The sequence below is a fragment of the Pseudomonas sp. G2-4 genome (assembly GCF_030064125.1).
Classification (GTDB): Bacteria; Pseudomonadota; Gammaproteobacteria; order Pseudomonadales; family Pseudomonadaceae; genus Aquipseudomonas.
Genome location: NZ_CP125957.1, coordinates 5,124,415 through 5,150,256 on the forward strand (window position 1 = coordinate 5,124,415; position 25,842 = coordinate 5,150,256).

Consider the following 25,842-nt stretch of genomic DNA (forward strand, 5'->3'; position numbering starts at 1 on the left):
ACATTTTTTCCAGGAGCTGATATGTCCACCGAACAACTGCTGAAGACCCCGCTGCACGCCCTGCACCTCGAACTCGGCGCCCGCATGGTGCCGTTCGCCAGCTACGACATGCCGGTGCAATACCCATTGGGCGTGATGAAAGAACACCAGCACACCCGCGATCAGGCCGGGTTGTTCGACGTGTCCCACATGGGCCAGATCCGCCTGAGCGGCGCAGGCGCCGCCAAGGCCCTGGAAACCCTCGTGCCGGTGGACATCATCGACCTGCCGGTGGGCATGCAGCGCTACGCCATGTTCACCAACGACAACGGCGGCATTCTCGATGACCTGATGGTCGCCAACCTGGGTAACGACGAGCTGTTCCTGGTGGTTAACGCGGCGTGCAAGGACCAGGACCTGGCCCACCTGCGTGGGCACATTGGCGACCAGTGCAGCATCGAGCCGCTGTTCGAGGCCCGCGCCCTGCTCGCCCTGCAAGGCCCGGCCGCCGTCACCGTACTCGCGCGCCTGGCGCCAACGGTGGCGAAGATGACCTTCATGCAGTTCCAGCGCGTCACGCTGCTGGGCGTGGACTGCTTTGTCAGCCGCTCGGGCTACACCGGTGAAGACGGTTTCGAAATCTCCGTGCCCGCCACCGACGCGGAAAAACTGGCCCGCGCGCTGCTGGCCGAGCCGGAAGTCGCCGCCATCGGCCTTGGCGCCCGTGACTCCCTGCGCCTGGAAGCCGGCCTGTGCCTTTACGGCCACGACATGAACACCGAGACGACACCGATAGAAGCCAGCCTGCTGTGGGCCATTTCCAAAGTACGACGTGCCGATGGCGCCCGTGCCGGTGGTTTCCCTGGCGCTGAAACGGTGTTCGCCCAACAACAGGGCGGCGTGAAGCGCAAACGCGTGGGTTTGCTGCCCCAGGAACGTACACCGGTGCGTGAAGGCGCAGAGATCGTCAACGACGCGGGCGAGACCATCGGTGCGGTATGCAGCGGCGGTTTCGGCCCGACCCTGGGCGGACCGTTGGCGATGGGTTACCTGGACACCGCCTATGTCGCGCTGGATACGCCCGTCTGGGCCATTGTTCGTGGGAAAAAGGTGCCTTTACTTGTAAGCAAATTGCCATTCGTCCCGCAGCGCTACTACCGCGGCTGATTGACTGTTTCTATAAGTAACGCAGTTGCGTTATACGTGCACTAATGTGTAACGCAACTGCCATAAAAAGGTGCATCTTTCTGCCATTGAACTGCGCTTATAACGTTCAAAACAAATTGAACTAGACTATCGAACAAGCCCAGCCCAGCCCAGCGTCTAATTGCCAGCAAGCTGAGTAAATACGGGCTCTTCAGGGGGGTTGTTTTTTCGCTCATAGTTGGCGTAGAGTTTGGTCACTGTGTTTGCATGGGTCGCTTGGAATCGTGACCTGGGCAGTAGCTTATGAAGTTCGCTACATCCCGTTCGACGTCTCTTACTTTCCTGCAACCCAGCCCCAGTACTCTTTCATGTGAAAGAGGCTGTCATCAATTTTAGCGTCAAAGGAAATAAGAAAATGTCTCAACGTCAGAGCGGTACCGTCAAGTGGTTCAATGACGAAAAGGGTTTTGGTTTTATCACCCCAGAAAGCGGTCCGGATCTATTCGTGCATTTCCGCGCCATTCAGGGCAACGGCTTCAAGAGCCTGAAAGAAGGCCAGAAAGTCACTTTCGTTGCTGTGCAGGGCCAGAAAGGCATGCAGGCTGACGAGGTTCAAGCCGAAGCCTAAGGCTTTCGCGCACTAAAAAGCCCCTGATTGATATCAGGGGCTTTTTTATGGGCGTAAATCCGTAAAATGGCTTCTTTTTCGTCCGAGGCCGTCATGCCGAAACACCTGCTCACCCCCCAGGGCGACTTCCCCCCCGTCGGCCTGGGCCGTCGCCTCGCGGCGATGTTCTATGACTTTCTTCTGTGCACGGCACTGCTGATCGTCACCAGCGGTGCCTACAAGATGATCCAGCTGGCGATCATCGGCGAAGAAAAAATGCGCGCACTCACCGAAGCCGGCGCCCTGGACGGCGATCCATTGCTGTCCACCGTGTTGCTGTTCGTCCTGTTCGGCTTCTTCGCCAAATTCTGGACCCACAACGGCCAGACCCTGGGCATGCAGGTGTGGTGCATCCGCGTACAGAACGCCGACGGCACAGCCATCAGCCTGTGGCAGGCGCTGCTGCGCTTTGTGGTATCGATTGCGTCATTGCTGCTGGTGGGGCTGGGCTTTATCTGGGCGCTGTTCGACAAGCGCAAGCGCACCTGGCATGACATCTACTCGGATACGCAGTTGGTGCGGATTCCCAAGAAGGCCAAGTAAAGCCGACTGCAAAATAGCTCTTGTGGCGAGGGAGATCCCGCCGCGTCGGCTGCGCAGCAGTCGTGGATGGCTTGTGTGGCTTATGAAGGTATCGGCGCTGGCAAGAGGGGCTGCTTCGCAGCCCAGCGGGAGCAAGCTCCCTCGCCACAGAAAGCCCCACAAGTCTCAAGACCTCAACAATCAAGCATTCCCCGCCAACTTCATCCGCGCCGCCTGGGTGAAGTCCAGCATGCGTTTGAGCGGGCGAATGGCCTGGGGGATCAACGCCGGGTCGACGAATATCTCGTTGGTGCCTTCCTGCAGGCTCTTGAGCGTACGCTCCAGGGTGTTCATCGCCATCCATGGGCAGTGTGCGCAACTGCGGCACGCCGCGCCGTTACCAGCGGTAGGGGCTTCGATGAAGACCTTGTCCGGGCACAGCTGCTGCATCTTGTAGAAAATGCCGCGGTCGGTGGCGACGATCAGGGTCTTGTTCGGCAGGCTTTGGGCCGCGGCGATCAACTGGCTGGTGGAGCCCACGGCGTCCGCCAGTTCGATGACCGAAGTCGGCGACTCCGGATGCACCAGGATTGCGGCGTCCGGGTACAGCGCCTTCATGTCCTCCAACTGCTTGGACTTGAACTCTTCGTGGACGATACAGGCACCGTCCCAGAGCAGCATGTCGGCGCCGGTCTTGCGCTGGATATAGGTCCCCAGGTGCTTGTCCGGGCCCCAGATGATGGTCTCGCCGTTGTCCATCAGGCTCTCGACGATCTCCAGCGCACAGCTGGACGTCACCACCCAGTCAGCCCGGGCTTTGACCGCCGCCGAGGTGTTGGCGTACACCACCACGGTGCGCTCTGGATGCTGGTCGCAGAACGCCGAGAACTCGTCCACCGGGCACCCCAGGTCCAGGGAACAGGTGGCTTCCAGGGTCGGCATCAACACGCGTTTTTCGGGATTGAGGATCTTGGCGGTCTCGCCCATGAACTTGACCCCGGCCACCACCACGGTCTTGGCCGGATGGGCATTGCCGAAGCGGGCCATCTCGAGGGAGTCGGATACACAGCCACCGGTCTCTTCGGCCAGGGCCTGGATGATCGGGTCGCAGTAGAAGTGCGCGACCAGCACCGCGTCCTGAGCCTTGAGCTCGGCGGCGATGGCGGCGCGGTACCAGGCTTCCTGCTCGGCGGTCAGCGGCTTGGGCTGCTTGGCGTCGAGGTGGGCCTGGACCAGAAGACGTTCGGAAATTTGCGTCATGTTCGCAAGACCTGCAAGCGCGTTTAGCGCGAAAGTCGAGTATACACCCGGCTCCGGACCACTCGGGTACCGCCGGGAAAGTGGGTATCAATCAGGCACGGGACTGCGTGAAGCCGGCAAGGCTACAGAATATCCCGCTGTTGCAAAAGATCATTCTGACCTGTGCCCTGCCCCAGCACCGAACACGGTCCACCGTGGCGAGGGAGCTTGCTCCCGCTGGGTTGCGAAGCAGCCCTCAAAAGGCTGGGTACAACGCACCTTGCACGGCAAAATGATGGATTTTGGGGCCGCTACGCGCCCCAGCGGGAGCAAGTTCCCTCGCCACAAAAGCGTGTTCACGCCAGTGGATAAGCGCCTGCCTCAAGCTGACTGAAATGTAATCACTCGTCGCCTCGGCTTATGTCATCTTCTTTTCAAAGCGACACCAGGGCCCGTCCCTGGCGTTCGCTGCGAATCGACTGACGGACTTCCATCGCATGCAAACTAAAACCTCCCGGCGAACCTTCGTCAAAGGCCTGACCGCCGCCAGTCTCCTCGGCGGGCTGGGGTTGTGGCGCCCGCCCGTCTGGGCAGTTACCAGCCCTGGCCAGCCTAACGTGCTGACGGGCACCGAGTTCGACCTGTTCATCGGCGAAAGCCCGGTCAACTTCACCGGCCATCCGCGCACGGCCCAGACCATCAACGGCGGCATCCCCGGGCCACTGTTGCGCTGGCGCGAAGGCGACACCGTGACCCTGCGGGTGCGCAATCGCTTGAAAGACAGCACCTCCATCCACTGGCACGGCATCTTGCTGCCGGCCAACATGGACGGCGTCCCGGGGTTGAGCTTCAAAGGCATCGAGCCCGATGGCATGTACGTCTACCAATTCAAGGTTCGGCAGAACGGCACCTACTGGTACCACAGCCACTCAGGCTTCCAGGAGCAATCCGGGGTCTACGGCCCGTTGGTGATCGACGCCAAGGAACCCGAGCCCTTCCAGTACGAGCGGGACTACGTGGTGATGCTCACCGACTGGACCGACGAAGACCCCGGCGACATCATCCGCAAACTCAAGAAACAGTCGGACTACTACAACTACCACAAGCGCACCGTCGGCGACTTTATCGACGATGTGAGCAAGAACGGTTGGGCCGCCACCGTGGCGGATCGCAAGATGTGGGCCGAGATGAAGATGAACCCCACGGACCTGGCCGACGTCAGCGGCGCGACCTATACCTACCTGATGAACGGCCAGGCCCCCGACATGAACTGGACCGGCCTGTTCAAGCCTGGTGAACGCCTGCGCCTGCGCTTGATCAACGGTTCGTCCATGACCTACTTCGATGTGCGCATTCCCGGTTTGAAGATGACCGTCGTCGCGGCCGACGGCCAATACGTCAGCCCCGTAAGCGTTGATGAATTGCGCATCGCCGTGGCCGAAACCTACGACGTCATCATCGAGCCCACCGCTGAGGCCTACACCGTGTTTGCCCAGTCAATGGACCGCACCGGATACGCCCGTGGCACGCTCGCGACACGGGCCGGCCTCTCGGCACCAGTGCCGCCACTGGACCCACGGCCGCTGGTGACCATGGACGACATGGGCATGGGCGGCATGGACCATGGGGCGATGCAGGGCATGGACGACGACCCGATGCCAGGCATGGATCACAGCCAAATGCAGGGTATGGACCACAGCCAAATGCAAGGCATGGGCGCCATGCAATCCCATCCAGACACCGAGAACAACAACCCCTTGGTGGACATGCAAGCCATGAGCGTCAAGCCCAAGCTCGACGACCCGGGCATGGGCCTGCGCAACAACGGGCGCAAGGTGCTGGCCTACGCCGATCTGCGCAGCACCTTCGCCGACCCTGACGGCCGCGAGCCGGGCCGTACCATTGAGCTGCACCTGACCGGGCACATGGAGAAATTCGCCTGGTCGTTCAACGGCGTGAAATTCTCCGATGCCGCGCCGCTGCTGCTCAAGTACGGCGAGCGACTGCGCATCGTGCTGATCAACGACACCATGATGACCCACCCCATTCACCTGCACGGCATGTGGAGCGACCTGGAGGACGAGAACGGCCAGTTCATGGTGCGCAAGCACACCATCGACGTGCCGCCGGGCTCCCGGCGCAGTTACCGGGTCACCGCCGATGCCCTCGGGCGTTGGGCGTATCACTGTCACCTGCTGTTCCATATGGAGATGGGGATGTTCCGTGAAGTTCGGGTGCAGGAATGAGGAGTCGGATCATGACCACTGTTTTTCAATACCCCATGGCCGTCATCGCCAGCCTTACTCTCGGCGCCACGGCTTCGGCCTGGGCGGCCGGCAACGACATGCAAGGCATGGATCACAGCCAGATGCCGGGCATGGACCACAGCCAGATGCAAGGCATGGATTCGATGCAGGGCATGGAACCCATGCAGTCGACGCCGACCGCCAGCCGCACGCCGATCCCCGAGCTGACTGCCGCCGACCGCGCCGCCGTTTACGACGATCATGGCGGACACGCGGTGCATGACAGCGCCCTTAACTCATTCTTCCTGATCGACCAACTGGAGTGGCAAGACGCCGACGACGGCAGCGCCCTGAGCTGGGACGCTTCGGGCTGGATCGGCGGCGATATCGACCGTTTGTGGTTGCGCTCCGAAGGTGAACGCCTCAACGGCAAGACCGAAGAAGCCGAAGCTCAGGCCCTATGGGGTCACGCCATCAGCCCGTGGTGGGACGTCGTGGCCGGCGTGCGCCAGGACTTCAAGCCAGGCGATTCGCAAACCTGGGCTGCCTTCGGGTTGCAAGGGATGGCGCTGTACAACTTCGAAGCCGAGGCCACCGCGTTCGTCGGTGAAGGTGGCCAAAGCGCGGTGCGCCTGGAAGGCGACTACGACATCCTGCTGACTAACCGGTTGATCCTGCAGCCCACCGCCGAAGCCAATTTCCATGGCAAGGACGATCCCGCCCGCGGCGTCGGCTCAGGACTGTCGGACACCGAACTCGGCCTGCGGCTGCGTTATGAAATCCGCCGCGAATTCGCCCCATACATCGGCGTCACCTGGAACCGGGCCTATGGCAACACCGCCGACTACGCCCGTGAAGAAGGTGAAGATCGCAGCGAAGCACGCCTGGTATTGGGCCTGCGCATGTGGTTCTGACCCGCTGAGCTGTTTCACTAAAACTAAAAACCAGAGCTGTAGGAGTCCTTGCATGTCATTCATCAAAACCGCTGTCATTACCGTCGCGCTGTCCACAGGTCTATTGATCAGTGGCCTGGCCCAGGCGCACCCGAAGCTGCTGTCCTCCACCCCCGCTGAAGGCGCGCAAGGTGCGGCACCGACGAAAATCGAGCTGCATTTTTCCGAGAACCTGATGACCAAATTCTCCGGTGCCAAGCTGATGATGACCGAGATGCCCGGCATGACGGCCCACTCGCCGATGCCCATGCCGGCCAAGGTATCGGGCAGCGACGATCCCAAGACCATGGTCATCATCCCTAATGCCCCGCTCACCGCTGGTACTTACCAGGTCCAGTGGCGCGCGGTGTCATCCGACACTCACCCGATCACCGGCAACGTCACGTTCAAGGTGAAGTGATTCGATGAGCGACTCCATCAACATCGCCCTGCGCTTTGCCCTGTACCTGGATTTGATGTTGCTGTTCGGCCTGGCAGCTTTTGGTCTCTATAGCCTGCGAGGCCAGGAACGACAGTCAGGCGTGGTGTTGAACTTCAAGGCGTTGCTGCTGAGCACGGCGTTGCTTGGCGTGCTGCTGTCCGCAGCCTCCATGCTGTGCATGGCCCGCGCCATGAGCGGTGTTTCGGACTGGGCCGAGCTGTGGCCACACATTGAAATGATGATGTTCGAGACCGATGTGGGTTTGAGCTGGGACCTGCGGATCGCCGCGCTGGGGCTGGCCGGTTTCGCCGTGATGCTCGATAAACGTTGGCCGACCGCAAGCTTGGGGCTGGTCATGCTGGGCGGCGCCGTGGCGTTGGCGACGCTGGCTTGGGCCGGGCACGGCGCCATGGACGAGGGAGAGCGGCGCAACTGGCACTTCTTCACCGATTTTTTGCATTTATGGGCCGCGGGCGGCTGGGTCGGCGCCTTGGCCGCATTTGCCCTGCTGCTACGCCAGGCCGAACCCCGGCTGCCGGTACTGGCGCGGACGCTGACCGGGTTTGAAACGGCCGGGACGGTGATGGTGCTGGTGGTCGGCGTGACAGGGGTGGTGAATTACCTGTTCATCGTCGGCCCGAGTGTCGAAGGGCTGTCCGCCAGCACCTATGGTCAGTTGCTGATGCTTAAACTGATCTTGTTCGCGGCCATGCTGGTGTTCGCCGCGCTGAATCGTTTTCATCTCAGCCCCCTGCTGGAACAAGCCCGGCAGACCGGTGAACACAGCGTTGCGGTGAATGCGCTACGACGCAGCATGGTGCTGGAGTTCTGTGTAGCGGTGGTCATTCTGGGATTGGTGGCGTGGTTGGGCACACTGAGCCCGGTGATGGAGTAAGAGGCTGTGACTACATTGTGGCGAGGGAGCTTGCTCCCGCTGGGGCGCGCAGCGGCCCCTTGCGGTGTGTCAGGCAAAACCAGGGGGCTGCTTCGCAACCCAGCGGGAGCAAGCTCCCTCGCCACAGAAGCCCTCCGAACCATCTGATGGGGCGGCGTATTTAATTATTCAATAACCCCCGCCAGTTTTCAGTTTGCCCATGACGGGTCGCCCCAGCCTAAATGACGCTTTGTTAAGCCAAGGCGCTGTTATGGAAAACGTTCGAACCTCAAGCACCCACGCCGTCTGGCTGATGGTCAGCATCGTGTTGGTGGCGCTGAACCTGCGGCCCTCGATGGCGGCGGTCGGCCCCTTGTTGTCGGCTATTCGCGGCGAGGTGCCGTTGAGCTTCAGCACCGCCTCGCTGCTGACCATGCTGCCCGTCATGGCGATGGGCCTGGCGATGTTCCTGGGCATGCGCATCGCCCTGCGCATCGGCGAACACCGCACCATTGTCCTGTCGCTGCTGATCATCGGCATCGCCACAGCCTCGCGCTTGTACTTGGACAGTGCCGTCGAGCTGATCATCAGCGCGGTGTTGGCCGGGCTTGGCATCGCGCTGATCCAGGCGGTGATGCCGGCACTGATCAAGTCGCGCTACGCCGACAACGTCTCGCTGTTCATGGGCCTGTATGTCACGTCGATCATGGGCGGGGCGGCGATTGCGGCGTCGTTTTCACCTTTCGTGCTGTCGCAGACCGGCAGCTGGCGCATCGGCCTGGCAATCTGGGCACTGTTGGCACTGGTCGCCCTGGGTTGCTGGTACGCCCAACGCTCGGCCGTTACACCATTACCCGAGGCCCCTGCCCGGCAGCAAGAGTCATTCTTTAGCAACTCACGGGCTTGGTTGCTGGCGATCTTCTTTGGCCTGGGCACCGCCTCCTACACCTGCGTGCTGGCCTGGCTGGCGCCGTACTACGTGGAAAAAGGCTGGAGTGAACAGCACGCAGGCCTGTTGCTGGGGTTCCTCACGGCAATGGAAGTGTTGTCCGGCCTCGTCACCCCGGCGATCGCCAACCGCAGCCAGGATAAACGCCTGGTTCTCGCTGTTTTGCTGGCCCTGATCATCGCCGGTTTCTGCGGCCTGATTCTCAGCCCGGAACGCTTCAGCCTGTTGTGGCCATGCCTGTTGGGGTTGGGCATCGGCGGCCTGTTCCCAATGAGCCTGATCGTGTCCCTCGACCACCTGGACAACCCACGCCGGGCCGGTGGCCTGACGGCGTTCGTGCAAGGCATTGGCTACCTGATCGCCGGGCTCTCGCCGTTGATTGCCGGGATGATTCGCGATCAGTTGGGCAGTTTCGAATGGGCCTGGTGGTCACTCGCTGCAGTCATGGCTTTGATGCTCCTGATGGTCCTGCGCTTCAATCCCAAGCAATACGCGCGGCATATCAGCTAGTCGCCGGAGACAGACCCGCAAGACCAAGGGCTGCACAAAGTGCAGCCCTTGTTTTGAAACACTCCCCATGACCGCAGACCGACTTGCCCATCACGGCGTTCCGGTATGCACACAGGAATAAAACCTTGATCAAACAAGTCGGTTTTGCAGCCGCTCACTGGGGCATGCTCATTTGGGCGATGCTGATCGCCTCATCTTTCCTGGCCGCGGCACAGGTCAGCCAGACCATCGATCCGATCTTGCTCACCGGTTTGCGACTGCTGTTTTCCGCACTGATGTTCCTGCCGCTGCTGCTCCTGAAAAACACCTCGCCCATCTCAATCAGAGGCCTTCTGGCCCATGCCGTGCTTGGCCTGCTGTTGGCGACCTACTTTGGTTCATTGTTCGAAGCGCTGCGCTACACCTCGGCCGTCAACACCGCGACGCTGTACACACTGGTGCCCTTGATGACCTTGTTTTTCGAGGTATTCCTGCTGCCCAACCCGAGCCTCAAGACCCGTTTGGTGCCCATGCTGGTCGCGGCAGTCGGCGCGATATTACTGACCCTCAAAGGCTCGGCCCCGGGACAATTGCCCGCGCTCTATCCGGTGCTGGTCTTCGGCGCCGGTTGCCTGGCGATGGCGCTGTATTCGCCCCTCAGCCAACGTTTCAAAAACTCGGTTTTGCAGGGACGGGATCCAGTGGCGATGACCTTCTGGAACATGTTGTTCGGTGCGCTGTTCCTGCTGGTGTTCTGCCTGTTCAGCGGCGGGTGGCGCAGCGGTCTGCAGCTGTCGACGCTGGACATCGGCTGGCTGGTGTACCTGGCCTTGTTCGGTACCCTCGCCACGTTCTGGCTGCTGCACCGGGCCATTGGGGTGATCGCGCCGTCCACGGTGATTTCCTACGTTTACCTCAACACCCTGTTCGTGACGGTGCTCCATTGGTTCTGGCTCGGGCAGCAACCGATGATGATCGAGATTATCGGCGCCGCGCTGGTGGGAGGCGGCATGCTGGCACTGGTGGTCAGCAGCCGTAATGCCAGGACCGTCACGGCTTGAGCCCCCTCAGTACGTCGATACCGGGCGAGGCGAAACCGGACTCCACCGCTCCAGTTCCCGTTCAAGGAAAGCCGCTACCGCCAACAACCGTTCCTCTTGCCAGTGAGGCCCGACAATCTGAATGCCGATGGGCATCCCAGTGGACGGGTCGACGCCAGCGCGGATCACCACTGCGGGCGAGCCGCTGAGACTGAACGGGAACACAAAGGCATACTGATCGCGGTCCTCCAGGGATTCCCCATGGCGGAACGCGACATCCGGGAAGACCGGACAGATGAACAGATCGTGCTGCTTGAAGAACTTCGCCAACTGATAGCGGAAGGTATCGATCATGATCCAGTCGCGCTTGACTTCATCAACGCTCAATTCCACGGCCTCGCTCATGTCCAGCAACTGAGCGATGGCCGGGGTAAAGCTGTGCTTGTTCATGGAGTCGAACAAACGTCGCCAGCCGCGTCCGGCGTCAGCACCCGTGATGAACACCCGCCACAGGACATCACAGGCTTCGTCGAGCATCGGCGGCGCGACCTCGCTCACCTGCGACACCACCGGGCTCAAGCACCGTTCGACCTGCTGCAACACCTGGCTCACCGCCGCGCTGACGGGAGTTCGGCTCGACGCCGAGAACAGCGCGATACGCAAGTCGGCCAGGGGCTCGCTGGCAGCGAACGGCACATCGACGGTGTCTGGATCATGGCCGTCGGCACCGCTGATCAGCGGACCGAGCAGCGCCAAGTCATCGACATAACGCCCCATCACGCCAAAGGCCGAGGTCAGGTGAAACAGCCCGGAACGGTCATTGGGAAACTGGCCGGTCAACGGCACCCGTCCCTGGGTCAGTTTCAGGCCGCAGATGCCATTGAAGTGCGCCGGAATCCGCACACTGCCGCAGGCATCGGACGCCAGCCCCGCTGGCGAGCACCCGGCGGCGATGGCTGCCGCTTCACCGCCACTGCTGCCTCCCGCCGAGCGAAGCAGATCGTGGGGGTTGAGGGTGCGCCCGTAGATCAGGTTCTCGGTCTCGAAGGCCATGCACAGTTCCGGCACATTGCTGATGCCCATAATGATCGCGCCGGCCTGCCGAAGTCGGGCGACAGCCGTCGCGTCCTCCTGACTGACATCCCCCATCAACTCACCCACGCCGCGGGACATCTTGAATCCGCGAACATGCAGGACGTCTTTGACAGTGATGGGGATGCCGTGCAGCGGACCGCTGATCTGGCCGAGGCGCGCCATCTCATCAGCCTCACGGGCCTGGCGGCGCAGTTCTTCGACCGGCGCCAGCTGGATCAAGGCGTTGATCTGCTGGTTACGCTCAGCGATGCGTTGCAGGTAGAACTCCAGCAAGGTAACGCTGGTCAGCGCGCCACGGCGCAGCAGACCAGCCATTTCCCGCAGGGTCAGCGTGTCAGGATTGAACATGCTCATGAGGCCCTCTTGCTGCGTAGCCATCTGTTGGGTAACTGGTACATATTGCGCACCACCAGGGAAAACGCCTTCACCGCCAGCGCCGGACGCCGGTCGATGGCCTCCAGGGCCTCTTCGATCATCGTCAGGACATGGCGCAACGCTTCAGGCGTGATGTTCAGCGGCGGATAGAAGCGCAGCACTGGGCGCGTGGCCTTTTCATTCATCGAATGCCCGGCATGCACGCCACGCTTGCCCAGCTCCATGCTCATCAAGGCCTCATAGACCGAGCCGCGCAGGCGCAAGCCCGTCATCAAGCCAACGCCCGGTACGTCCTCGACAATGTGCGGATAGCGCAGGGCCAGCCGTTGCAGGCCGTGACGCAACAACCCGCCGTTGACCCGCGACTGCTCCACCAGATTGTGTTGCTCGATGTAATCGATGGCCGCGAGCGCCGACGCGCAGGCCACCGGATGCCCGCCGTTGGTTCGGGTGTCAGGCTCGATTTCACTGAGGGGGTACTGGGTGGCCAGGCGCTGGCTGTACAGGGCGCAGGCAAACGAGGTATAGCCGCCGGTCAGGCCCTTGGAGAGGATCATGATGTCGGGAACCACTTCGTCATATTGCACGGCGAACCATTTGCCGCAACGGCCGAAACCGGTCTGGATTTCATCGGCCACCAACAGGGTGCCGGTGGCATCGCACAAGGCCCGGATGTTGGCCATGTAGCCCACTGGGGGCACCTGCAAATGAGCACCGCCCAGAATCGGTTCGACGTACACCGCACACACGCCCTCGCCCACGGCGTTTTGCAGGGCGGCGAAATCGCCGTAGGGCACGCAGGTCACTTCGGGAGGATCAATACCGTAACTGCCGTGGTTCTGTTGCTGGCCCAAAATGCTCATCGCCGCCAGGGTCTTGCCATGGTAGGAGCCGCTCATCACCACGATGCCGCGCCGTTGGGGCTGGATCCGCAGCACATAGCGCAGGCTCTGTTCGACCGCTTCGGCGCCCGAGACCATGAACTGCACATCGCCCCACTCCCCCGGCACCAATTGGCACAGCCGCTCGGACAGCGAGTCCTGAAGCGGGTGGCGCCGGCCTTCCGGCACCCAGGCCATCTGGTTCAATTGCGCCTGCACCCGCTCACGCACCGTCGGATTACGATGCCCGACGATGAACACCCCATAGCTACACGCGCAGTCAATGAAGCGCTTGCCAGTGTGATCGGTGACGTGGATGCCATCGGCCTGTTGCTCGACGCTGGTCTTGCCCAGGCGATACAACTTGGCCGCCGAGGCGCTCCAGTGCCGCTGGCAGTCATCCAGCAGTTGTTCATGCGGCCTGAGTAAGGACATGGCTTAACGTTTCCTTGATGAGTTGGGCGGCACGTTGAATGTATTCGGGACGCGCGGTGATCGGGCAGCGCAAAATCAATTCGCGGCCACGGGGTACGCTGACGTAGACACCTTGCCGGTAAAGCGCCTCGCACAGCACCGCCGGCTGCAGCCCGTCGGCCAGCGGCAGGCTGACCCAGGCGCCCACGGCCACCGCGCCGAAGCCAGCCAGGGCTTGCGCCAGGCGCTGGCCGTTTTCCTGGCATTGGCGGGGCGAGTCGTGGGCTTGCACGTAATCCAGCGCGGCCAGGGCCGCCACGCAGGCCATTGGGTTACCGGCGGTGGTGCTGCCGTGTTTGGCCGGGCTGCTGCGCCCATAGACCTGCCAGGCCATGCGCTCGCTGCAGGTATAGGTGCCGATGGGAATCGCACTGCCGCCCAGGGGGCCGCCGAGCACGACAATGTCCGGAACGGGGCGATACCGCTGGAAACCGAACAGCGAACCCAGGCTGCCGAGGCAACTGTGGGTATCGACGGCGATGACCGGTGCCGACGCCTGTGCCGCACGAGCATGCAACTGCTCGATCAAGGCCGGTTCAAGCAATTGCAGTCGGCCGTTTGCATCCGTGCGGGTGTTGCTGTGGCACACCGCAAAGCAATCGCCCCAGTCCACCGCATCCAGGTCCGCGAGATGACGAATCGCCGCGCGCTTGAACCCCAGGAAACTCTGCAGGCCGAGATCGTCTTGCGCCGCATTGAGGCAACGCCCGTAGGTCAGCGAGCCGTAATCGCCGCCTTGGACAAACACGATGGTGTTGCCCTTGGGCTTGAGCCCCTTGCACAACTTCAAGGCCCCCTCAAAAGCCTCGTCGCCGGAGCTGCAGACATAAGAGCTGGCCAGCGGCGCAGGCAGCAACTCGGCCAAGCGTCGGCACAAGGCAATCAACGGCTCGGACATCAGTACCCGATTGGACAGGCCCATGATCTCTGCCTGGCGACTGACCGCCTCGATCACGGGTGGCACCTGAAAGCCGAACCCGCCGGTCAGGTCGATGATCTGCCGACCATCGCCGTCGGAGTAGCTCTCGTACTGCCCTGCGAGAATATAGTTGTCGTGCTTCATGGGATCTCTCATCGATAGCTCAAGGCGTTGAAAATGCGCCGACGCTCATCGACGATGGTTTCCCGACCGTGCATGACCCGACGGTTGTCGATCATCACCATGTCGTGGTCGCGCCAGCCAACCGGGCAGGTGTGTTGGGCAGACACCTCGGCGATCTCAGCCAGATACTCGGCGGGAATCGGCTGCCCGGCCAGCGTGTCGATCACCGGTGCCTCGTAATTGAAGGATGGCCCCAGGATGCTGTTGGCAAAGGCCGGACGCTGGCTGAAGGCGGACGTCAGGATCGCTGACGTGCTGAAGGCGTAATGGATCGAATCATCGGCCGGGTTGAAAGAGATCAGGGTTTGCGGATCATCACCGATGATCTGCAACAGATCCTCGATAGCGACAGCTGCCGGATCCGACAACGTCGGCGAGTAGTGACACACCAGCCGGCGCCATTTTTCCCCTGCCACCGTGCGGCTGTAGCGAATGGGGTTTTCTTCGAAGAAACTGCGGCAGCCCGGGGAGAGCTTCGCTAGCACCCGTTCGCCGTCGCACAACGTCGTTTGCGAACCCTTGCGCGGCGCTTCCTGGCAATAGAACCAGGTCATGTCCGGCCAGAACGGCGAGTTACCATTTTCGCAATGCAGGCCCACCGCCTGGCGCCCGGCATCCACCAACTGTGCCGCGCCACCGACCATGATCCGCGCCGGATCCAGGCTCAGTCGCGAACTGTTTTGCTTCACGTATGCACTGAAGTCTTCGGCAGTGTGAATGCAGTTGCGAAACAGCACGACACCGTAGTGCCCCAGCAGCTCATACAGCTCGGCCTTGCCCAGGCTGGCGAAGTGGTGCGACTCGACGATGGAAACGTCAGGGTTCTCAAAGTGAAAGGCAGGTGTGCTCATTGGATGCATTCCTTTGCAGAGTGGAAAAAACATGGGCGATGTCGGCGCGTTTCGGCCGGCCGGTGACGGTATAAAGCTGCTCGATCAGCGGGTCGTCGCGGGTCAACAACCAGAGTCGGTTCGGTCGTTCGATGTCGGAGAAACGTCCCGCCGACCAGGCAAGCAGCTCCTCGCGCGCGGGGGTCGACTCCACGCACAACAACGCCACCAGACCGTCGCGATCATCGAAAAACACGGCGGCGTCGTTCACGCCCGGGTATTTGCGATACTCCAACTCAACCTGCTCGGGGCTGACGTTGCGGCCGTTGGGCAGGCAAATCACGTTCTTCTTGCGCCCGTGCACGTAGAGATAGCCATCGGCATCCAGCGACCCCAGGTCACCGGTGTCCATCCAGCCGTCGCCGGACATGGAGCAGGCGCTGGGGTCGGTGCCCGAATAGCCGCTGAACAGCGAGCTGCTCTTGACCTCGATGGTCTGGTCGGCGCCGATACGCACCTGGACATGGGGCAACGGCTGGCCGACGCTGCCAAGGCGTTGCTGCTCAGCAGTGTTCATGCTGACCACCGACGCGTTCTCCGAAAGCCCGTAGCCCTGGTACACCGCGATGCCTTGCTCAGCCAGGCCGCGTAGCACATCGATACTCACCGCCGCACCGCCGCAGGTGATGTGCGCGCCCGACTTCAGGTAACGCGCCAGCCGTTCGCCCGGCTCGCTCCCTTCGTTCATCTGCTCCAGGAAGCGATTGACCATGACCGGTGGGACCGTCAGGGCCGTTGGTTGGACTTGCAGGATCCAATCCACCAGGCGCTGCGGCGAAGCGCCGGGCTCGCCGAGCAAGGGTTCGTCCGGCGGCAAAAAATGCACGGTCCCGCCAGCCAGCAGCGGCAGATACGCGGCGGTCACTTGTTCCAGCAACAGACTCAAGGGCACCAAAGACAAATAACGACGATGGGCATTGGCGGGCATGCGTTGGCGCAACGACGCCAATACCGCGCCGACCGCCTGGGTACTCAGCCGCACCCCTTTCGGCCGGCTGGTGGTGCCCGAGGTGTGGATGACTTTGCAGATCCAGTCGCCCTCACTTTCCGGCGTATAGAGCAGCGGCTGCTCGAGCACCGGCTCGTTGATGCGTTGCAAACGGCTGTCGGGAAAATCCAACTTCCAGCGTTGTGCCAGGGTTCCCTGCCCTGCGGCATCGACCAGAAACCCATCGCAACTCCCAGCCAGGTGCTCAGCCTGGGATTGGCTGAACGCCAGCGGCAACGGCAGCGCAGTGATTCCGGCGAACAGGCAGGCCAGGTCGGCCACCAGCCAGTCACTGCTGTTGCGCGTCGCAATCCCCAATACCACTTGATCGCCTTGGGCCCGGCTTGCAAAACGCCGCTGCAGTGTTGCCGCCAGATTGAGCGAGCGATGTTCCAGCTCGCCATAAGTCAACGCCACCGGTTCATTGCCTGCTGGCGACCAGTCAACCGCACAGATGGCCTGGCGATTGTCTTGTAACGCACGTTGCAACTGGCTGATAAATCCACTGCTCATGGCTGCGCCCTCGCCAGAGAATCGCTGGGCAATTGAGTGAATGAGGTATTGAGGGTCATGGCGGCGAAACGTGAACGTTGTGGGTCCACCCGGATAAAGCCCGTGACGGGCAACTTGGCGTAATAGCTCCCCCATTTCTTGCTGCCGTCATCGGCCAGGCGCGTGGGGTCTGCGGTCAACAGCGGCTCGAAATCGATCTGGCAACTTTCCATCATTTGCCGAACCCGAGGTGTCACCGTGCACAACAGGTAATGCCCACCCATGCACCAGGACAACAAGGGAATCATGTTGACCAGAATCATTCCGGCCGTCAGGTGATGGGAAATCAGGTTACCGATCTCGACAATGTTCGAGCGATCAATGGTTTTCTCGAAGCGCCGGGACAATATCTCGTTTATCGGGTGTGTCAGGTATTGCTCGGAAAACAGTGTGCGATGGTCCGCAAACGTAATACCGGCGCACGCAAGAATACGATCTGCCGGATCCTGAGTAACCGCAAAGTATTGCGGGTTCGGTTCAACCGAAGCGGAATAAGAACTGCGAAATTTTTCCTTCACTACTTCTGTGGCTTGCACCCATAACGGCGTCTTAGTTTCAGCGACACGTATTTGCATTTTGTCCTCCTCCGTCCTTGTGCAGGATTCCTGTAAAAAGCGAGGCGAGCATATTGGGGAAAACTCCTACAGACCATTTAAAAAGTAAATTGCATCCGCTAATATGTAAATAAACGTCTTTGTCATAAAAACATAGGACGCTAGTCCATGGATTACGCCAAGAAGGATCTTATGCTCAATAGTAATTTGCTTAGAAAGCTGGACATGCAGGACTTGATGGTGTTTGTCGCGGTGTACGAGCAGAGCAGCGTCACCGAGGTATCCGAGGCCCTTTGCGTCAGCCAGTCGACCGTGAGCTATTGCTTGAAGAAGCTGCGCACGAGCTTCGAAGATGAACTTTTTGTTAATACCCGTAGTGGCATGCTGCCTACCGGCAAGGCCACCGCCATGTACAGCCACATACTGAAGATTCTCAAAACAATCAATATATGCCATTCCGGAATTCAGACTTTTGACCCAACCCAGAAAGAAATAACATTCAATATTTGCGCACCTGAGTACTTTGAGCTTCTTATACTGCCAACATTAGTCAAATCTTTTATCGGCAGTCGCTTTCCCGTCATCATTAACATAACGAAATTTCACCGAGATATTCCAGCCGAAGAACTGATGGATGGCCGCTTCGACCTGGTCATTTGTTTCGGCCCCAACTTCCATCGTGGAACCAAAGGTTTGCGCTCGCAAGTATTGCTGGAAGATGAGTTGATTTGCGTGGTCGACAAGAAATTCACAGGGCCCGAGGAGGCATTCAATCTGGAGACGTTTGCCGCGTGCCAGCATGTCTTTCCAACGCCCTGGACATCGGACACCAACATGATAGATGGATGGCTCGGTCGGCAAGGCTACAACCGACAGATTGTCGCCCGGGCCAACAGCTACGTGGCGGCACTCAATATGGTCACCGGGACCGACTTCATCCTGACCCTGCCTCGACGTATTCAGGCGCTGACCTGCGACGAAGACAAGTACGGCCTGCGCCAGCCACCGCCGGGCCTGCCGAACTTCACGCTGGATATGATGTGGAGCGAGAAACCGAGCCAGGACAGCGCCAACACCTGGTTTCGCGAGCAGATCGTAAAAGTATGTGCCGAGGACGGCCTGCTTTAATCAGCCCGGGAACCACTCGACTCATCGAGTGGTTCTGGCTTCGACCGTCGACTTTATTCCAGGCAAAAAAAAATCCGGAAATCCTCACTTTCGTGGGCCTTCCAGACTTTTAAAACTGCTAAAAATGGTGGGTCGTGTGGGATTCGAACCTACGACCAATTGGTTAAAAGCCAACTGCTCTACCAACTGAGCTAACGACCCGCTGTGTGGTGGCGCGTATAATACTGATTTCTAAGGACTATTCAACACTTAATTTGAAATAAATCAAAAATAAAGGGTTGGATCGCTCACGCCCGCGGTTGCGAAGCCTTCTGCACGCAAGCGGCAGCTGTCGCATTTGCCGCAGGCACGGCCCTGATCATCGGCCTGGTAGCAGGAAACGGTCAGCCCATAGTTCACGCCAAGCTTCACACCCGCCCTGACGATGTCGGCCTTGCTGAGATTCTGCAGCGGCGCCTGGATGCGGAAACCCTGCCCTTCTACACCGGCCTTGGTCGCCAGATTGGCCATGCGCTCAAAGGCTTCGACAAACTCCGGACGGCAATCCGGATAGCCGGAGTAATCCACGGCGTTGACGCCAATGAAAATGTCACGAGCACCCAGCACTTCGGCCCAACCCAGCGCCAGGGACAGGAACACGGTGTTACGTGCCGGCACATACGTCACCGGAATGCCTTCACTCGGCGCCTCGGGTACGTCGATGGAGCTATCGGTCAAAGCCGAACCGCCAATGCCGTTGAGGTTAAGGCCGATCACCTTGTGTTCTACCACGCCCAAATCCCGGGCAACCCGTTCAGCGGCGTGCAGTTCGACGCGATGGCGCTGGCCGTAGTCGAAACTCATGGTGTAGCAACGGTAGCCTTCGGCGCGGGCCATGGCCACGACCGTCGCCGAGTCCAGCCCCCCGGACAACAGGATGACCGCACGTTTTTCAGCAATGTTCGAGTGTTCCGTCATATCAGCGCCCCGGCTCGTCGTTCCAAAGATATTTATGCAGCTGCAATTGCAGGCGCACCGGCAGATTATCCGCCACCACCCAGTCCGCCAGATCCCGAGCGTTCAGGTCGTGATGGCTCGGCGACAACAATACCTCGCCGGCCCGTTGGTCGAGCCCGTATTGAATCAGCTTGGACACGGCCCAGTCGTAGTCTTCCCGCGAACAGATCACGAACTTGACCTGGTCGTTGGGCGTCAGCAGCTCAATATTCTCATAACGGTTGCGGTGCGCTTCCTTGGAACCTGGGGTTTTCAGGTCCACTACACGACTGACGCGCGGGTCGACGGCCGAGATGTCCAAGGCGCCGCTGGTTTCCAGGGAAACCTCATAGCCGGCATCGCACAACTGCTTGAGCAAAGGAATGGCGTTGGGTTGCGCCAGTGGCTCGCCGCCCGTGACGCAGACGTAGCGCGGGCGATAGCCGGCCACTTGCTCAAGGATATCGTCGAGGGTTCGCAAGGTGCCGCCGCTGAACGCGTAGGCACTGTCGCAGTATTGGCAACGCAACGGGCAACCGGTGAGGCGCACAAAAACCGTGGGCAGCCCAGCCGTTCGCGTTTCACCCTGCAACGAGTAAAAAACTTCGGTGATTCTCAATGTGTCTTGCATAGTCGCCACGGGCGTAACAGCTAAACAGGCTGTCCGCCTCCGTCAGGCACTTCAAGGAACCCCGCCAACGCGCAGATCCCAAAAAGCGTGTTTCATAAAAAGGGCGTGAATTCTAACGAAAAAACCCGCGACAAGCGCGGGTTTCTTCAAAGCAGGTCAAACCAGCTTACATGCGTTGCAGATCACGCTGGGCCAACTGAGCGGCGGATGTACCCGGGTATTGGGCCACCACCTGCTGCAGAATGCCTTTTACCTTGTCAGTGTGACCGAGGCGGCGCTCTACGTCAGCGAGCTTGTACAGTGAATCCGGCACCTTGGCGTGCTTGGGATACAGCTGCGAAACCTTGGCGAACGCCTGGCCGGCGCCTTGCAGGTCGCCCTTGGCCAGGTTCACTTCGCCCAACCAGTACTGGGCGTTGCCCGAATACTGGCTGTTTGGGTATTTGCGCAGGAAAGCGGCAAAGGCTTGGCTGGCTTTGTCGAAATCCTTGGCCTTGATCAGGTCGAAGGCAGCATCGTAATAGAGCTTTTCCTTCGCCGGATCAGCCGGTTCGCCACCGGCGGCCGGTGCTGGAGCAGTTGCCCCAGCGCCTGCGGCTGCACCGGGGGCGTTCAAATCGCCACCGGCAGGAGAATTCTCAGGAGTCGCGGCAGGTGCAACACCGGTTCCTATGCGCCGATCAAGATCCTGGTATCGCTCCAGGTTTTCCTGCTTCATGCGCGAAACATCATTTTGCAGTTCTTCGATCACACCCTGTTGGCGCGAGATCTGATCCTGCATTTGCTGCAGTTGGTTGAACAGCTGGCCCTGTGCCGAGACAGGGGCCGAAACCCCTCCCCCGGCATAGGCGCCGTTCGTACCGTAACCTGCAGGCGGATAACTGCTCCCGCTATTGTCATAGCCGGTTTGGTTATCGACCACAGGAACCGCAGCCCACGCCGCAAGCGGCGCGAGGCTGAGAGCCAGAACAGTTACAGCACGACGGCACGTTCGCATGACGAATTACTTACGCAGTTCGACGCGACGGTTTTGAGCCCAGGACTGCTCGTCGTTGCCGGTAGCAACTGGACGCTCTTCGCCGTAGGAAACCAGTTCCAGCTGAGCTGGGGAAACGCCTTGCAGTACCAGGTAGCGTTGAACGGCTTTCGCACGACGCTCGCCCAGTGCCATGTTGTACTCACGAGTACCACGTTCGTCGGTGTTGCCTTCCAGAACAACGCGAGCGCCGTTTGCTTTCAGGTCTTTGGCGTGAACGTCCAGAGCGCGCATGGCTTCTGGCTTCAGGTCCGAGCTGTCGTATTCGAAGTAGAAGGTGGTGATTGCGCGCAGAGCAGCTTCTTCGCTCAGGGAGCCATCAACAGCACCAGTGTTAGCGCCGTAACCAGCGTTTGGATCAACAGCGCCTTCACCGGCGTTGTCGCCGCCTTTGGACGAGCAACCTACAGCTACAGCCATGGCCAGAGCCAGCGCAGCAAATTTACCAAACTTCAGCATTTCCATCGTGAAACTCCTAATGAACCCCAGTGTGTTAAGTAAAACGTATTGCGCCGCGTCAGTTCAGGTAAGGGGACCAGGACGGTTCTCTGACTTCGCCTTGTGCGGTAGGAAGCGGGAGCCTCACGCGTCCATTAATGGACACGAGCATCAAGACTCCCCGGCCCTGCTGGCGGGTGGCGTAGATTACCATGGTGCCGTTGGGCGCAACAGTAGGTGACTCGTCCAGAGTGCTATCAGTGAGGATTTTTACACTTCCGCGCTGCAAATCCTGGGCCGCCACCTTGAAATTAGTGAAACCGTCCTGGCGATGGATCATCACCAGGGTCTTTTCGTCCGCCGACAGCTTCGGGTTGGCGTTGTAGTTACCGACGAACGTCACGCGCTCTGCACCGCCACCGCCAGCACTGGTCTTGTAGATCTGCGGCTTGCCGCCACGGTCGGAGGTGAAGTAGATGGTCGAGCCATCCTTGCCCCAGAACGGTTCGGTGTTGATGCCCGGACCGTTGGTCACGCGGGAGATCGAACGCGAAGCCAGGTTCATCACGTAGATGTCCGGGTTACCGTCCTTGGACAGCACGAACGCCAGGCGAGTACCGTCCGGCGACCAGGCTGGCGCGCCGTTGAGGCCTTCGAAGTTGGTGATCTGCTCGCGGCGACCGGTGTCGATGTGCTGCATGAAGATGCGCGGACGCTTCTGCTCGAAAGAGACATAGGCGATGCGCTTGCCATCAGGAGCGAAACGCGGCGACAGGATCGGCTCGCGCGATTGCAGCAGGGTCACTGCACGGGCGCCGTCATAGTCCGAGCGCTGCAGGGTGTAGCGGGTGTTGTTCTCGGAGAAGCGCTCTGCCGTCACGTAGAGCATGCGAGTGGAGAACGCGCCCTTGATGCCGGTGAGTTTCTCGAACGACTGGTCGGCGATGTAGTGCGACATGTCACGCAGTTGATCGACGCTGCCCGACACGCTGCCGGTCAGCACTTGCTGCTCGGTGGCGACGTTGAACAGGGCGTATTGGACCTGCAGGCGACCGCCGGCCGGAACGATGCTGCCGACCATGATGTACTGGGCGCCCAAGGCCTTCCAGTCACGGTAGATGACTTCGCTGGCCTGGGTCGGCAGGCTGATCATGTTCTGTTTCGGAATCGGCGCGTAGTAACCCGAGTTGCGCAGGTCATTGCCGATGATCTCTGCCATGTCGTCCGGCAGGACGCTACCGCCCTGCCAGCCGAACGGTACGACGGCGATCGGGGTAGCCCGGTCGCTGCCGCTGGTGACCAGAATGTTCTTTTCCTCTGCTACCGCTATCCCTGCCAGGCAGCAGATAACGACAAGCATTCCTCGAAGAAGGTTTCTCACAAGGCTAGATCCTCAGGTGTGAATGTCATCTTGAATGAACGATAGGGAGCAAAGTCGCTCGGTTTCATTCCTTGCATTTCCGTCAATCGTCCAATGTTCTTGACCGCTGCGACCGCCGAGGCGTCGAACGGACCGTCACCGCTGGACTTGGCGACGCTGACCGAGGTAACCGTACCGTCGGGCAACATGCCGATTTGCAATACTACCGTCATGCCTTTACGTGCCGAAGGTGGACGAGCCCAGCCTTCTGCTGCACGAATCCGGATCAGGTCGTCATAATCGCCTGCCACTTGATCGCCGACCTCATCCGCCTTGGTCGCCTCACGCTCAGTCGTGTCCGAAAGCAGGTCTGCCAAGGCCTGGGCCTTCTTGTCTTCGGCAGATTTACGCGCTGCATCCTGGGCCTTTTTCTTGGCGGCGTCAGCGGCGGCTTTCTTCTTCGCGTCCTCGGCGACTTTCTTTTTCGCCTCGTCAGCTTCAGCTTTTTTCTTGGCGTCTTCGGCCGCTTTCTTCTTGGCGTCCTCGACGATCTTTTTCTTCGCTGCTTCAGCGGCCGCTTTCTTGGCCTCTTCTTCAGCGGCTTTCTTGGCTTCTTCTTCGGACTTCTTCTTGGCTATATCAGCCAATTGTTTCTCTTCGGCCTTTTTCGCCTCGGCGGTTTTCTTCGCTTCGTCGGCTTTCTTGGCTTCGTCAGCCTTTTTCGCCTCGTCCGCTTTCTTCGCCTCGTCGGCCTTCTTGGCTTCCTCGGCCTTTTGAGCCGCGTCCTCTTTCTTTTGTTCCGCAGCCTTTATCGCTTCCTGCTCGACCTTCTTCTGTTCCAACTGCTCGACTTCAGTCTGGCGCGCGGCGGTTTTCTTCGCCTCACCCGCAATCTTCTGATTGGTCTGGGTGGTGGCCGGACTTTTCGATTTAAGCTGGTAAAGGGTCGCCTGCACGATCGGCTTGGCCGGCGGCAGCTCCGGGGTCATGGCGAAACTGACGAACAGCATGCCGAACACCAGCACATGCAGGCCGATTGCCAGGACACTAGGCCAGAAGAAGCTTTCCGAGGCGGACGGCTCTCGCTGTTGCTGCATCAGGGCGCCTCGGTGATCAAGCCAACGTTACCGACCCCGGCTTTCTGCAGACCGCCCATGGCGCCCATCACGGCACCGTAGTCGACGGTCTTGTCGCCGCGAATGAAGACCTGGGTGCGCTTGCCGTTACCGTTGCCGGCATTGATGATCTTGGTCACCGCGTCGGTCATCTGCGGCAAGGTCATGGCCCGGTCCTGCTGCTTCTCGGTGTCGACTTCGCTGCCAAGGTTCCAGTAATAGGTCTTGTCAGCCTTGATCGAAATGGTCAGGACCTGGGTGTTATTGTCCTGCGGCAAGGCTTCGCTGGAAACCTTGGGCAGATCGACCTTCACGCCCTGATTGAGCATGGGCGCGGTCACCATGAAGATGACCAGCAGCACCAACATCACGTCGATGTAGGGCACCACGTTCATCTCGGCGACCGGCTTGCGCTTTTTTCGGGCTCGAGCGATTAAAGCCATTGGGAAATACCTGCTTATTCTTCGCTGGTGTGCACTTTGCGGTGCAGGATCGCCTGGAATTCATCGGCGAAGGTGTAGTAACGGCCAGTCAGCGTTTCGCTGCGGGCGGCGAAGCGGTTGTAGGCAATAACAGCCGGGATGGCCGCGAACAGACCGATAGCGGTGGCGATCAGTGCCTCGGCGATACCCGGGGCCACGGTGGCCAGGGTCGCTTGCTGGGCGGAAGCCAGGCCACGGAAGGAGTTCATGATCCCCCACACGGTGCCGAACAGACCGATGTACGGGCTGACCGAACCGACAGTAGCCAGGAACGACAGGCCTTGTTCGAGTTTTTCTTCCTCGCGGGAAATGGCGACGCGCATGGCACGGGCCACGCCTTCCATCACCGCTTCCGGGTCAACACCGGGCTGCTGGCGCAGACGGGAGAACTCCTTGAAGCCGGCACGGAAGATCTGCTCCACGCCCGAATCCGGGTCCGGGTTGCTGCCGGCCTGGCGGTAGAGTTTGGACAGGTCGATGCCGGACCAGAAGCGCTCTTCGAAGCTCTCCAGGGCACGGCGACCGGCACGCAGCATGTTGCTGCGCTGAAAGATCATGATCCATGAGGTCACCGATGCGGCTACCAGGATCAGCATTACCAGTTGCACCACGACGCTGGCATTGCTGACCAGGCTCCACATGGAGGAATGGTCGACGACGTTAGCTTCCACGCTTTATCTCCTGCTCTGAGTGTGTACCCGCGCCGCTCACGCCGGCAAAGGCCGCACGTAGAGTTTCGGGAATGGCCCGGGGTTTCAAACTATGGGTGCGCACACAGGCCACCAAAAACTGCCCTTCGCAGAGCAGCACATTATCCGTAGCCCGCCTGACCTGCTGCTTGAAACGCAGGCTGACACGGTTCAATTCGATGACATCGGCACTTACCAGAAGCTCGTCGTCCAGTCGCGCCGGCGCGTGATAGCGCGCTTCGCTGGAATGCACGACGAATAACAGGTCCTCCCCTGCCAGCGCGGATTGGGCAAAACCCAGTTCCCGCAGCCGTTCGGTTCGAGCCCGTTCCATAAACTTGAGGTAATTGACGTAGTAAACGATGCCGCCGGCATCGGTGTCCTCGTAATAAACGCGACAGCGATGTGCGAACGACTCCAGCCCGTTTTGCGCGCGCATACTCTAGTGCTTACTCCTCAGGTTGCCAATCGGCCAGGCAACTGTTTTTTCATTCTCGAATGCATTGACGCTCCGGGTGTCGTCTGGGACAGCACGAACCCGGAAAAAGTCGC

26 protein-coding genes and 1 tRNA gene are annotated in these 25,842 nt (G+C 60.3%); 10 read left to right on the forward strand and 17 right to left on the reverse strand.

Annotated features, from left to right (window positions below; all coding sequences use genetic code 11):
* The first annotated feature begins 21 nt into the window (after positions 1-21).
* The 3 genes from gcvT to QNH97_RS22430 all read left to right on the forward strand — a co-directional run bounded on the left by gcvT (position 22) and on the right by QNH97_RS22430 (position 2,335).
* On the forward strand, positions 22-1,146 hold the full coding sequence (gene gcvT / locus QNH97_RS22420; RefSeq protein ID WP_283553958.1) for a glycine cleavage system aminomethyltransferase GcvT: 1,125 nt from the start codon (positions 22-24) through the stop codon (positions 1,144-1,146).
* Positions 1,147-1,540: 394 nt separating this feature from the next.
* On the forward strand, positions 1,541-1,753 hold the full coding sequence (locus QNH97_RS22425; RefSeq protein WP_003175786.1) for a cold-shock protein: 213 nt from the start codon (positions 1,541-1,543) through the stop codon (positions 1,751-1,753).
* A 93-nt stretch (positions 1,754-1,846) separates the two neighbouring features.
* On the forward strand, positions 1,847-2,335 hold the full coding sequence (locus tag QNH97_RS22430) for an RDD family protein (protein WP_283553959.1): 489 nt from the start codon (positions 1,847-1,849) through the stop codon (positions 2,333-2,335).
* A gap of 180 nt (positions 2,336-2,515) precedes the next feature.
* Here QNH97_RS22430 and nadA read toward each other — a convergent pair whose 3' ends face one another.
* Positions 2,516-3,574 (reverse strand): quinolinate synthase NadA, encoded by a 1,059-nt coding sequence (gene nadA, locus QNH97_RS22435; protein WP_214915173.1) that lies wholly within the window; start codon positions 3,572-3,574, stop codon positions 2,516-2,518.
* Between the two features lie 476 nt (positions 3,575-4,050).
* Between nadA and QNH97_RS22440 the strand changes: the two genes are divergently transcribed.
* From QNH97_RS22440 to QNH97_RS22465, 6 genes are all read left to right on the forward strand, one after another.
* Positions 4,051-5,799 (forward strand): copper resistance system multicopper oxidase, encoded by a 1,749-nt coding sequence (locus QNH97_RS22440; RefSeq protein ID WP_283553960.1) that lies wholly within the window; start codon positions 4,051-4,053, stop codon positions 5,797-5,799.
* 11 nt (positions 5,800-5,810) lie between these two features.
* Complete coding sequence (locus QNH97_RS22445) at positions 5,811-6,713, forward strand: copper resistance protein B (protein ID WP_283553961.1); 903 nt, start codon at positions 5,811-5,813, stop codon at positions 6,711-6,713.
* Positions 6,714-6,765: 52 nt separating this feature from the next.
* A complete protein-coding gene (gene copC, locus QNH97_RS22450; RefSeq protein WP_283553962.1) occupies positions 6,766-7,152 on the forward strand; it encodes a copper homeostasis periplasmic binding protein CopC in 387 nt (128 codons plus the stop codon).
* A gap of 4 nt (positions 7,153-7,156) precedes the next feature.
* The gene (copD, locus tag QNH97_RS22455; RefSeq protein ID WP_283553963.1) at positions 7,157-8,068 is read left to right on the forward strand and encodes a copper homeostasis membrane protein CopD; all 912 of its coding nucleotides are present in this window, start codon (positions 7,157-7,159) and stop codon (positions 8,066-8,068) included.
* A gap of 250 nt (positions 8,069-8,318) precedes the next feature.
* Positions 8,319-9,506: a cyanate transporter gene (locus QNH97_RS22460; protein ID WP_283553964.1), complete on the forward strand. Its 1,188-nt coding sequence runs from the start codon at positions 8,319-8,321 to the stop codon at positions 9,504-9,506.
* Between the two features lie 128 nt (positions 9,507-9,634).
* Positions 9,635-10,546, forward strand: a complete 912-nt coding sequence (locus QNH97_RS22465) for a DMT family transporter (RefSeq protein ID WP_283557531.1) — start codon at positions 9,635-9,637, stop codon at positions 10,544-10,546.
* Positions 10,547-10,552: 6 nt separating this feature from the next.
* Here the strand turns inward: QNH97_RS22465 and QNH97_RS22470 are convergent, their stop codons facing one another.
* The 6 genes from QNH97_RS22470 to QNH97_RS22495 are packed head-to-tail and all read right to left on the reverse strand — an operon-like array spanning position 10,553 to position 17,457.
* Complete coding sequence (locus QNH97_RS22470) at positions 10,553-11,968, reverse strand: amidase (protein WP_350356205.1); 1,416 nt, start codon at positions 11,966-11,968, stop codon at positions 10,553-10,555.
* 2 nt (positions 11,969-11,970) lie between these two features.
* Positions 11,971-13,311 (reverse strand): aspartate aminotransferase family protein, encoded by a 1,341-nt coding sequence (locus QNH97_RS22475; protein WP_283553966.1) that lies wholly within the window; start codon positions 13,309-13,311, stop codon positions 11,971-11,973.
* Positions 13,289-14,413: an aminotransferase class III-fold pyridoxal phosphate-dependent enzyme gene (locus QNH97_RS22480; RefSeq protein WP_283553967.1), complete on the reverse strand. Its 1,125-nt coding sequence runs from the start codon at positions 14,411-14,413 to the stop codon at positions 13,289-13,291. Before QNH97_RS22480 ends, QNH97_RS22475 begins: the two co-directional genes overlap by 23 nt.
* An 8-nt stretch (positions 14,414-14,421) precedes the next feature.
* Positions 14,422-15,303, reverse strand: coding sequence for a TauD/TfdA family dioxygenase (locus QNH97_RS22485; RefSeq protein WP_283553968.1), 882 nt, complete (start codon positions 15,301-15,303; stop codon positions 14,422-14,424).
* The gene (locus QNH97_RS22490; protein WP_283553969.1) at positions 15,278-16,843 is read right to left on the reverse strand and encodes an AMP-binding protein; all 1,566 of its coding nucleotides are present in this window, start codon (positions 16,841-16,843) and stop codon (positions 15,278-15,280) included. The genes QNH97_RS22485 and QNH97_RS22490 overlap by 26 nt, the downstream gene beginning before the upstream one ends.
* Entirely contained in the window at positions 16,840-17,457 is a 618-nt protein-coding gene (locus QNH97_RS22495; RefSeq protein ID WP_283553970.1) for a thermostable hemolysin, read from the reverse strand. The genes QNH97_RS22490 and QNH97_RS22495 overlap by 4 nt, the downstream gene beginning before the upstream one ends.
* Positions 17,458-17,628: 171 nt before the next feature.
* Here QNH97_RS22495 and QNH97_RS22500 point away from each other — a divergent pair, with 171 nt between their 5' ends.
* The gene (locus tag QNH97_RS22500; protein ID WP_283557532.1) at positions 17,629-18,564 is read left to right on the forward strand and encodes a LysR family transcriptional regulator; all 936 of its coding nucleotides are present in this window, start codon (positions 17,629-17,631) and stop codon (positions 18,562-18,564) included.
* A gap of 125 nt (positions 18,565-18,689) precedes the next feature.
* Here QNH97_RS22500 and QNH97_RS22505 read toward each other — a convergent pair.
* The 10 genes from QNH97_RS22505 to ybgC all read right to left on the reverse strand — a co-directional run bounded on the left by QNH97_RS22505 (position 18,690) and on the right by ybgC (position 25,729).
* A tRNA-Lys gene (locus tag QNH97_RS22505) sits at positions 18,690-18,765 on the reverse strand.
* A gap of 63 nt (positions 18,766-18,828) precedes the next feature.
* Entirely contained in the window at positions 18,829-19,503 is a 675-nt protein-coding gene (gene queC / locus QNH97_RS22510; RefSeq protein ID WP_283557533.1) for a 7-cyano-7-deazaguanine synthase QueC, read from the reverse strand.
* Between the two features lie 19 nt (positions 19,504-19,522).
* Positions 19,523-20,170: a 7-carboxy-7-deazaguanine synthase QueE gene (gene queE, locus QNH97_RS22515; RefSeq protein ID WP_283553971.1), complete on the reverse strand. Its 648-nt coding sequence runs from the start codon at positions 20,168-20,170 to the stop codon at positions 19,523-19,525.
* Between the two features lie 166 nt (positions 20,171-20,336).
* Complete coding sequence (ybgF, locus tag QNH97_RS22520) at positions 20,337-21,167, reverse strand: tol-pal system protein YbgF (protein ID WP_283553972.1); 831 nt, start codon at positions 21,165-21,167, stop codon at positions 20,337-20,339.
* Positions 21,168-21,173: 6 nt separating this feature from the next.
* Positions 21,174-21,671, reverse strand: coding sequence for a peptidoglycan-associated lipoprotein Pal (pal, locus tag QNH97_RS22525; RefSeq protein ID WP_003178634.1), 498 nt, complete (start codon positions 21,669-21,671; stop codon positions 21,174-21,176).
* Positions 21,672-21,723: 52 nt separating this feature from the next.
* On the reverse strand, positions 21,724-23,025 hold the full coding sequence (tolB, locus tag QNH97_RS22530; RefSeq protein WP_025215223.1) for a Tol-Pal system beta propeller repeat protein TolB: 1,302 nt from the start codon (positions 23,023-23,025) through the stop codon (positions 21,724-21,726).
* On the reverse strand, positions 23,022-24,101 hold the full coding sequence (tolA, locus tag QNH97_RS22535; RefSeq protein ID WP_283553973.1) for a cell envelope integrity protein TolA: 1,080 nt from the start codon (positions 24,099-24,101) through the stop codon (positions 23,022-23,024). The genes tolB and tolA overlap by 4 nt, the downstream gene beginning before the upstream one ends.
* Positions 24,101-24,553, reverse strand: coding sequence for a protein TolR (gene tolR / locus QNH97_RS22540; RefSeq protein ID WP_172681749.1), 453 nt, complete (start codon positions 24,551-24,553; stop codon positions 24,101-24,103). Before tolR ends, tolA begins: the two co-directional genes overlap by 1 nt.
* A gap of 23 nt (positions 24,554-24,576) precedes the next feature.
* Positions 24,577-25,272 (reverse strand): protein TolQ, encoded by a 696-nt coding sequence (gene tolQ / locus QNH97_RS22545; RefSeq protein WP_025215226.1) that lies wholly within the window; start codon positions 25,270-25,272, stop codon positions 24,577-24,579.
* Positions 25,262-25,729: a tol-pal system-associated acyl-CoA thioesterase gene (ybgC, locus tag QNH97_RS22550; RefSeq protein ID WP_123415693.1), complete on the reverse strand. Its 468-nt coding sequence runs from the start codon at positions 25,727-25,729 to the stop codon at positions 25,262-25,264. The genes tolQ and ybgC overlap by 11 nt, the downstream gene beginning before the upstream one ends.
* Between the last annotated feature and the right edge of the window lie 113 nt (positions 25,730-25,842).

Coding starts and splice junctions, on each gene's coding strand:
- gcvT (WP_283553958.1), top strand. CDS start 22: ATGTCCACCGAACAACTGCTGAAGACCCCGCTGCACGCCCTGCACCTC.
- QNH97_RS22425 (WP_003175786.1), top strand. CDS start 1,541: ATGTCTCAACGTCAGAGCGGTACCGTCAAGTGGTTCAATGACGAAAAG.
- QNH97_RS22430 (WP_283553959.1), top strand. CDS start 1,847: ATGCCGAAACACCTGCTCACCCCCCAGGGCGACTTCCCCCCCGTCGGC.
- nadA (WP_214915173.1), bottom strand. CDS start 3,574: ATGACGCAAATTTCCGAACGTCTTCTGGTCCAGGCCCACCTCGACGCC.
- QNH97_RS22440 (WP_283553960.1), top strand. CDS start 4,051: ATGCAAACTAAAACCTCCCGGCGAACCTTCGTCAAAGGCCTGACCGCC.
- QNH97_RS22445 (WP_283553961.1), top strand. CDS start 5,811: ATGACCACTGTTTTTCAATACCCCATGGCCGTCATCGCCAGCCTTACT.
- copC (WP_283553962.1), top strand. CDS start 6,766: ATGTCATTCATCAAAACCGCTGTCATTACCGTCGCGCTGTCCACAGGT.
- copD (WP_283553963.1), top strand. CDS start 7,157: ATGAGCGACTCCATCAACATCGCCCTGCGCTTTGCCCTGTACCTGGAT.
- QNH97_RS22460 (WP_283553964.1), top strand. CDS start 8,319: ATGGAAAACGTTCGAACCTCAAGCACCCACGCCGTCTGGCTGATGGTC.
- QNH97_RS22470 (WP_350356205.1), bottom strand. CDS start 11,968: ATGTTCAATCCTGACACGCTGACCCTGCGGGAAATGGCTGGTCTGCTG.
- QNH97_RS22475 (WP_283553966.1), bottom strand. CDS start 13,311: ATGTCCTTACTCAGGCCGCATGAACAACTGCTGGATGACTGCCAGCGG.
- QNH97_RS22480 (WP_283553967.1), bottom strand. CDS start 14,413: ATGAAGCACGACAACTATATTCTCGCAGGGCAGTACGAGAGCTACTCC.
- QNH97_RS22485 (WP_283553968.1), bottom strand. CDS start 15,303: ATGAGCACACCTGCCTTTCACTTTGAGAACCCTGACGTTTCCATCGTC.
- QNH97_RS22490 (WP_283553969.1), bottom strand. CDS start 16,843: ATGAGCAGTGGATTTATCAGCCAGTTGCAACGTGCGTTACAAGACAAT.
- QNH97_RS22495 (WP_283553970.1), bottom strand. CDS start 17,457: ATGCAAATACGTGTCGCTGAAACTAAGACGCCGTTATGGGTGCAAGCC.
- QNH97_RS22500 (WP_283557532.1), top strand. CDS start 17,629: ATGCTCAATAGTAATTTGCTTAGAAAGCTGGACATGCAGGACTTGATG.
- queE (WP_283553971.1), bottom strand. CDS start 20,170: ATGCAAGACACATTGAGAATCACCGAAGTTTTTTACTCGTTGCAGGGT.
- ybgF (WP_283553972.1), bottom strand. CDS start 21,167: ATGCGAACGTGCCGTCGTGCTGTAACTGTTCTGGCTCTCAGCCTCGCG.
- pal (WP_003178634.1), bottom strand. CDS start 21,671: ATGGAAATGCTGAAGTTTGGTAAATTTGCTGCGCTGGCTCTGGCCATG.
- tolA (WP_283553973.1), bottom strand. CDS start 24,101: ATGCAGCAACAGCGAGAGCCGTCCGCCTCGGAAAGCTTCTTCTGGCCT.
- ybgC (WP_123415693.1), bottom strand. CDS start 25,729: ATGCGCGCGCAAAACGGGCTGGAGTCGTTCGCACATCGCTGTCGCGTT.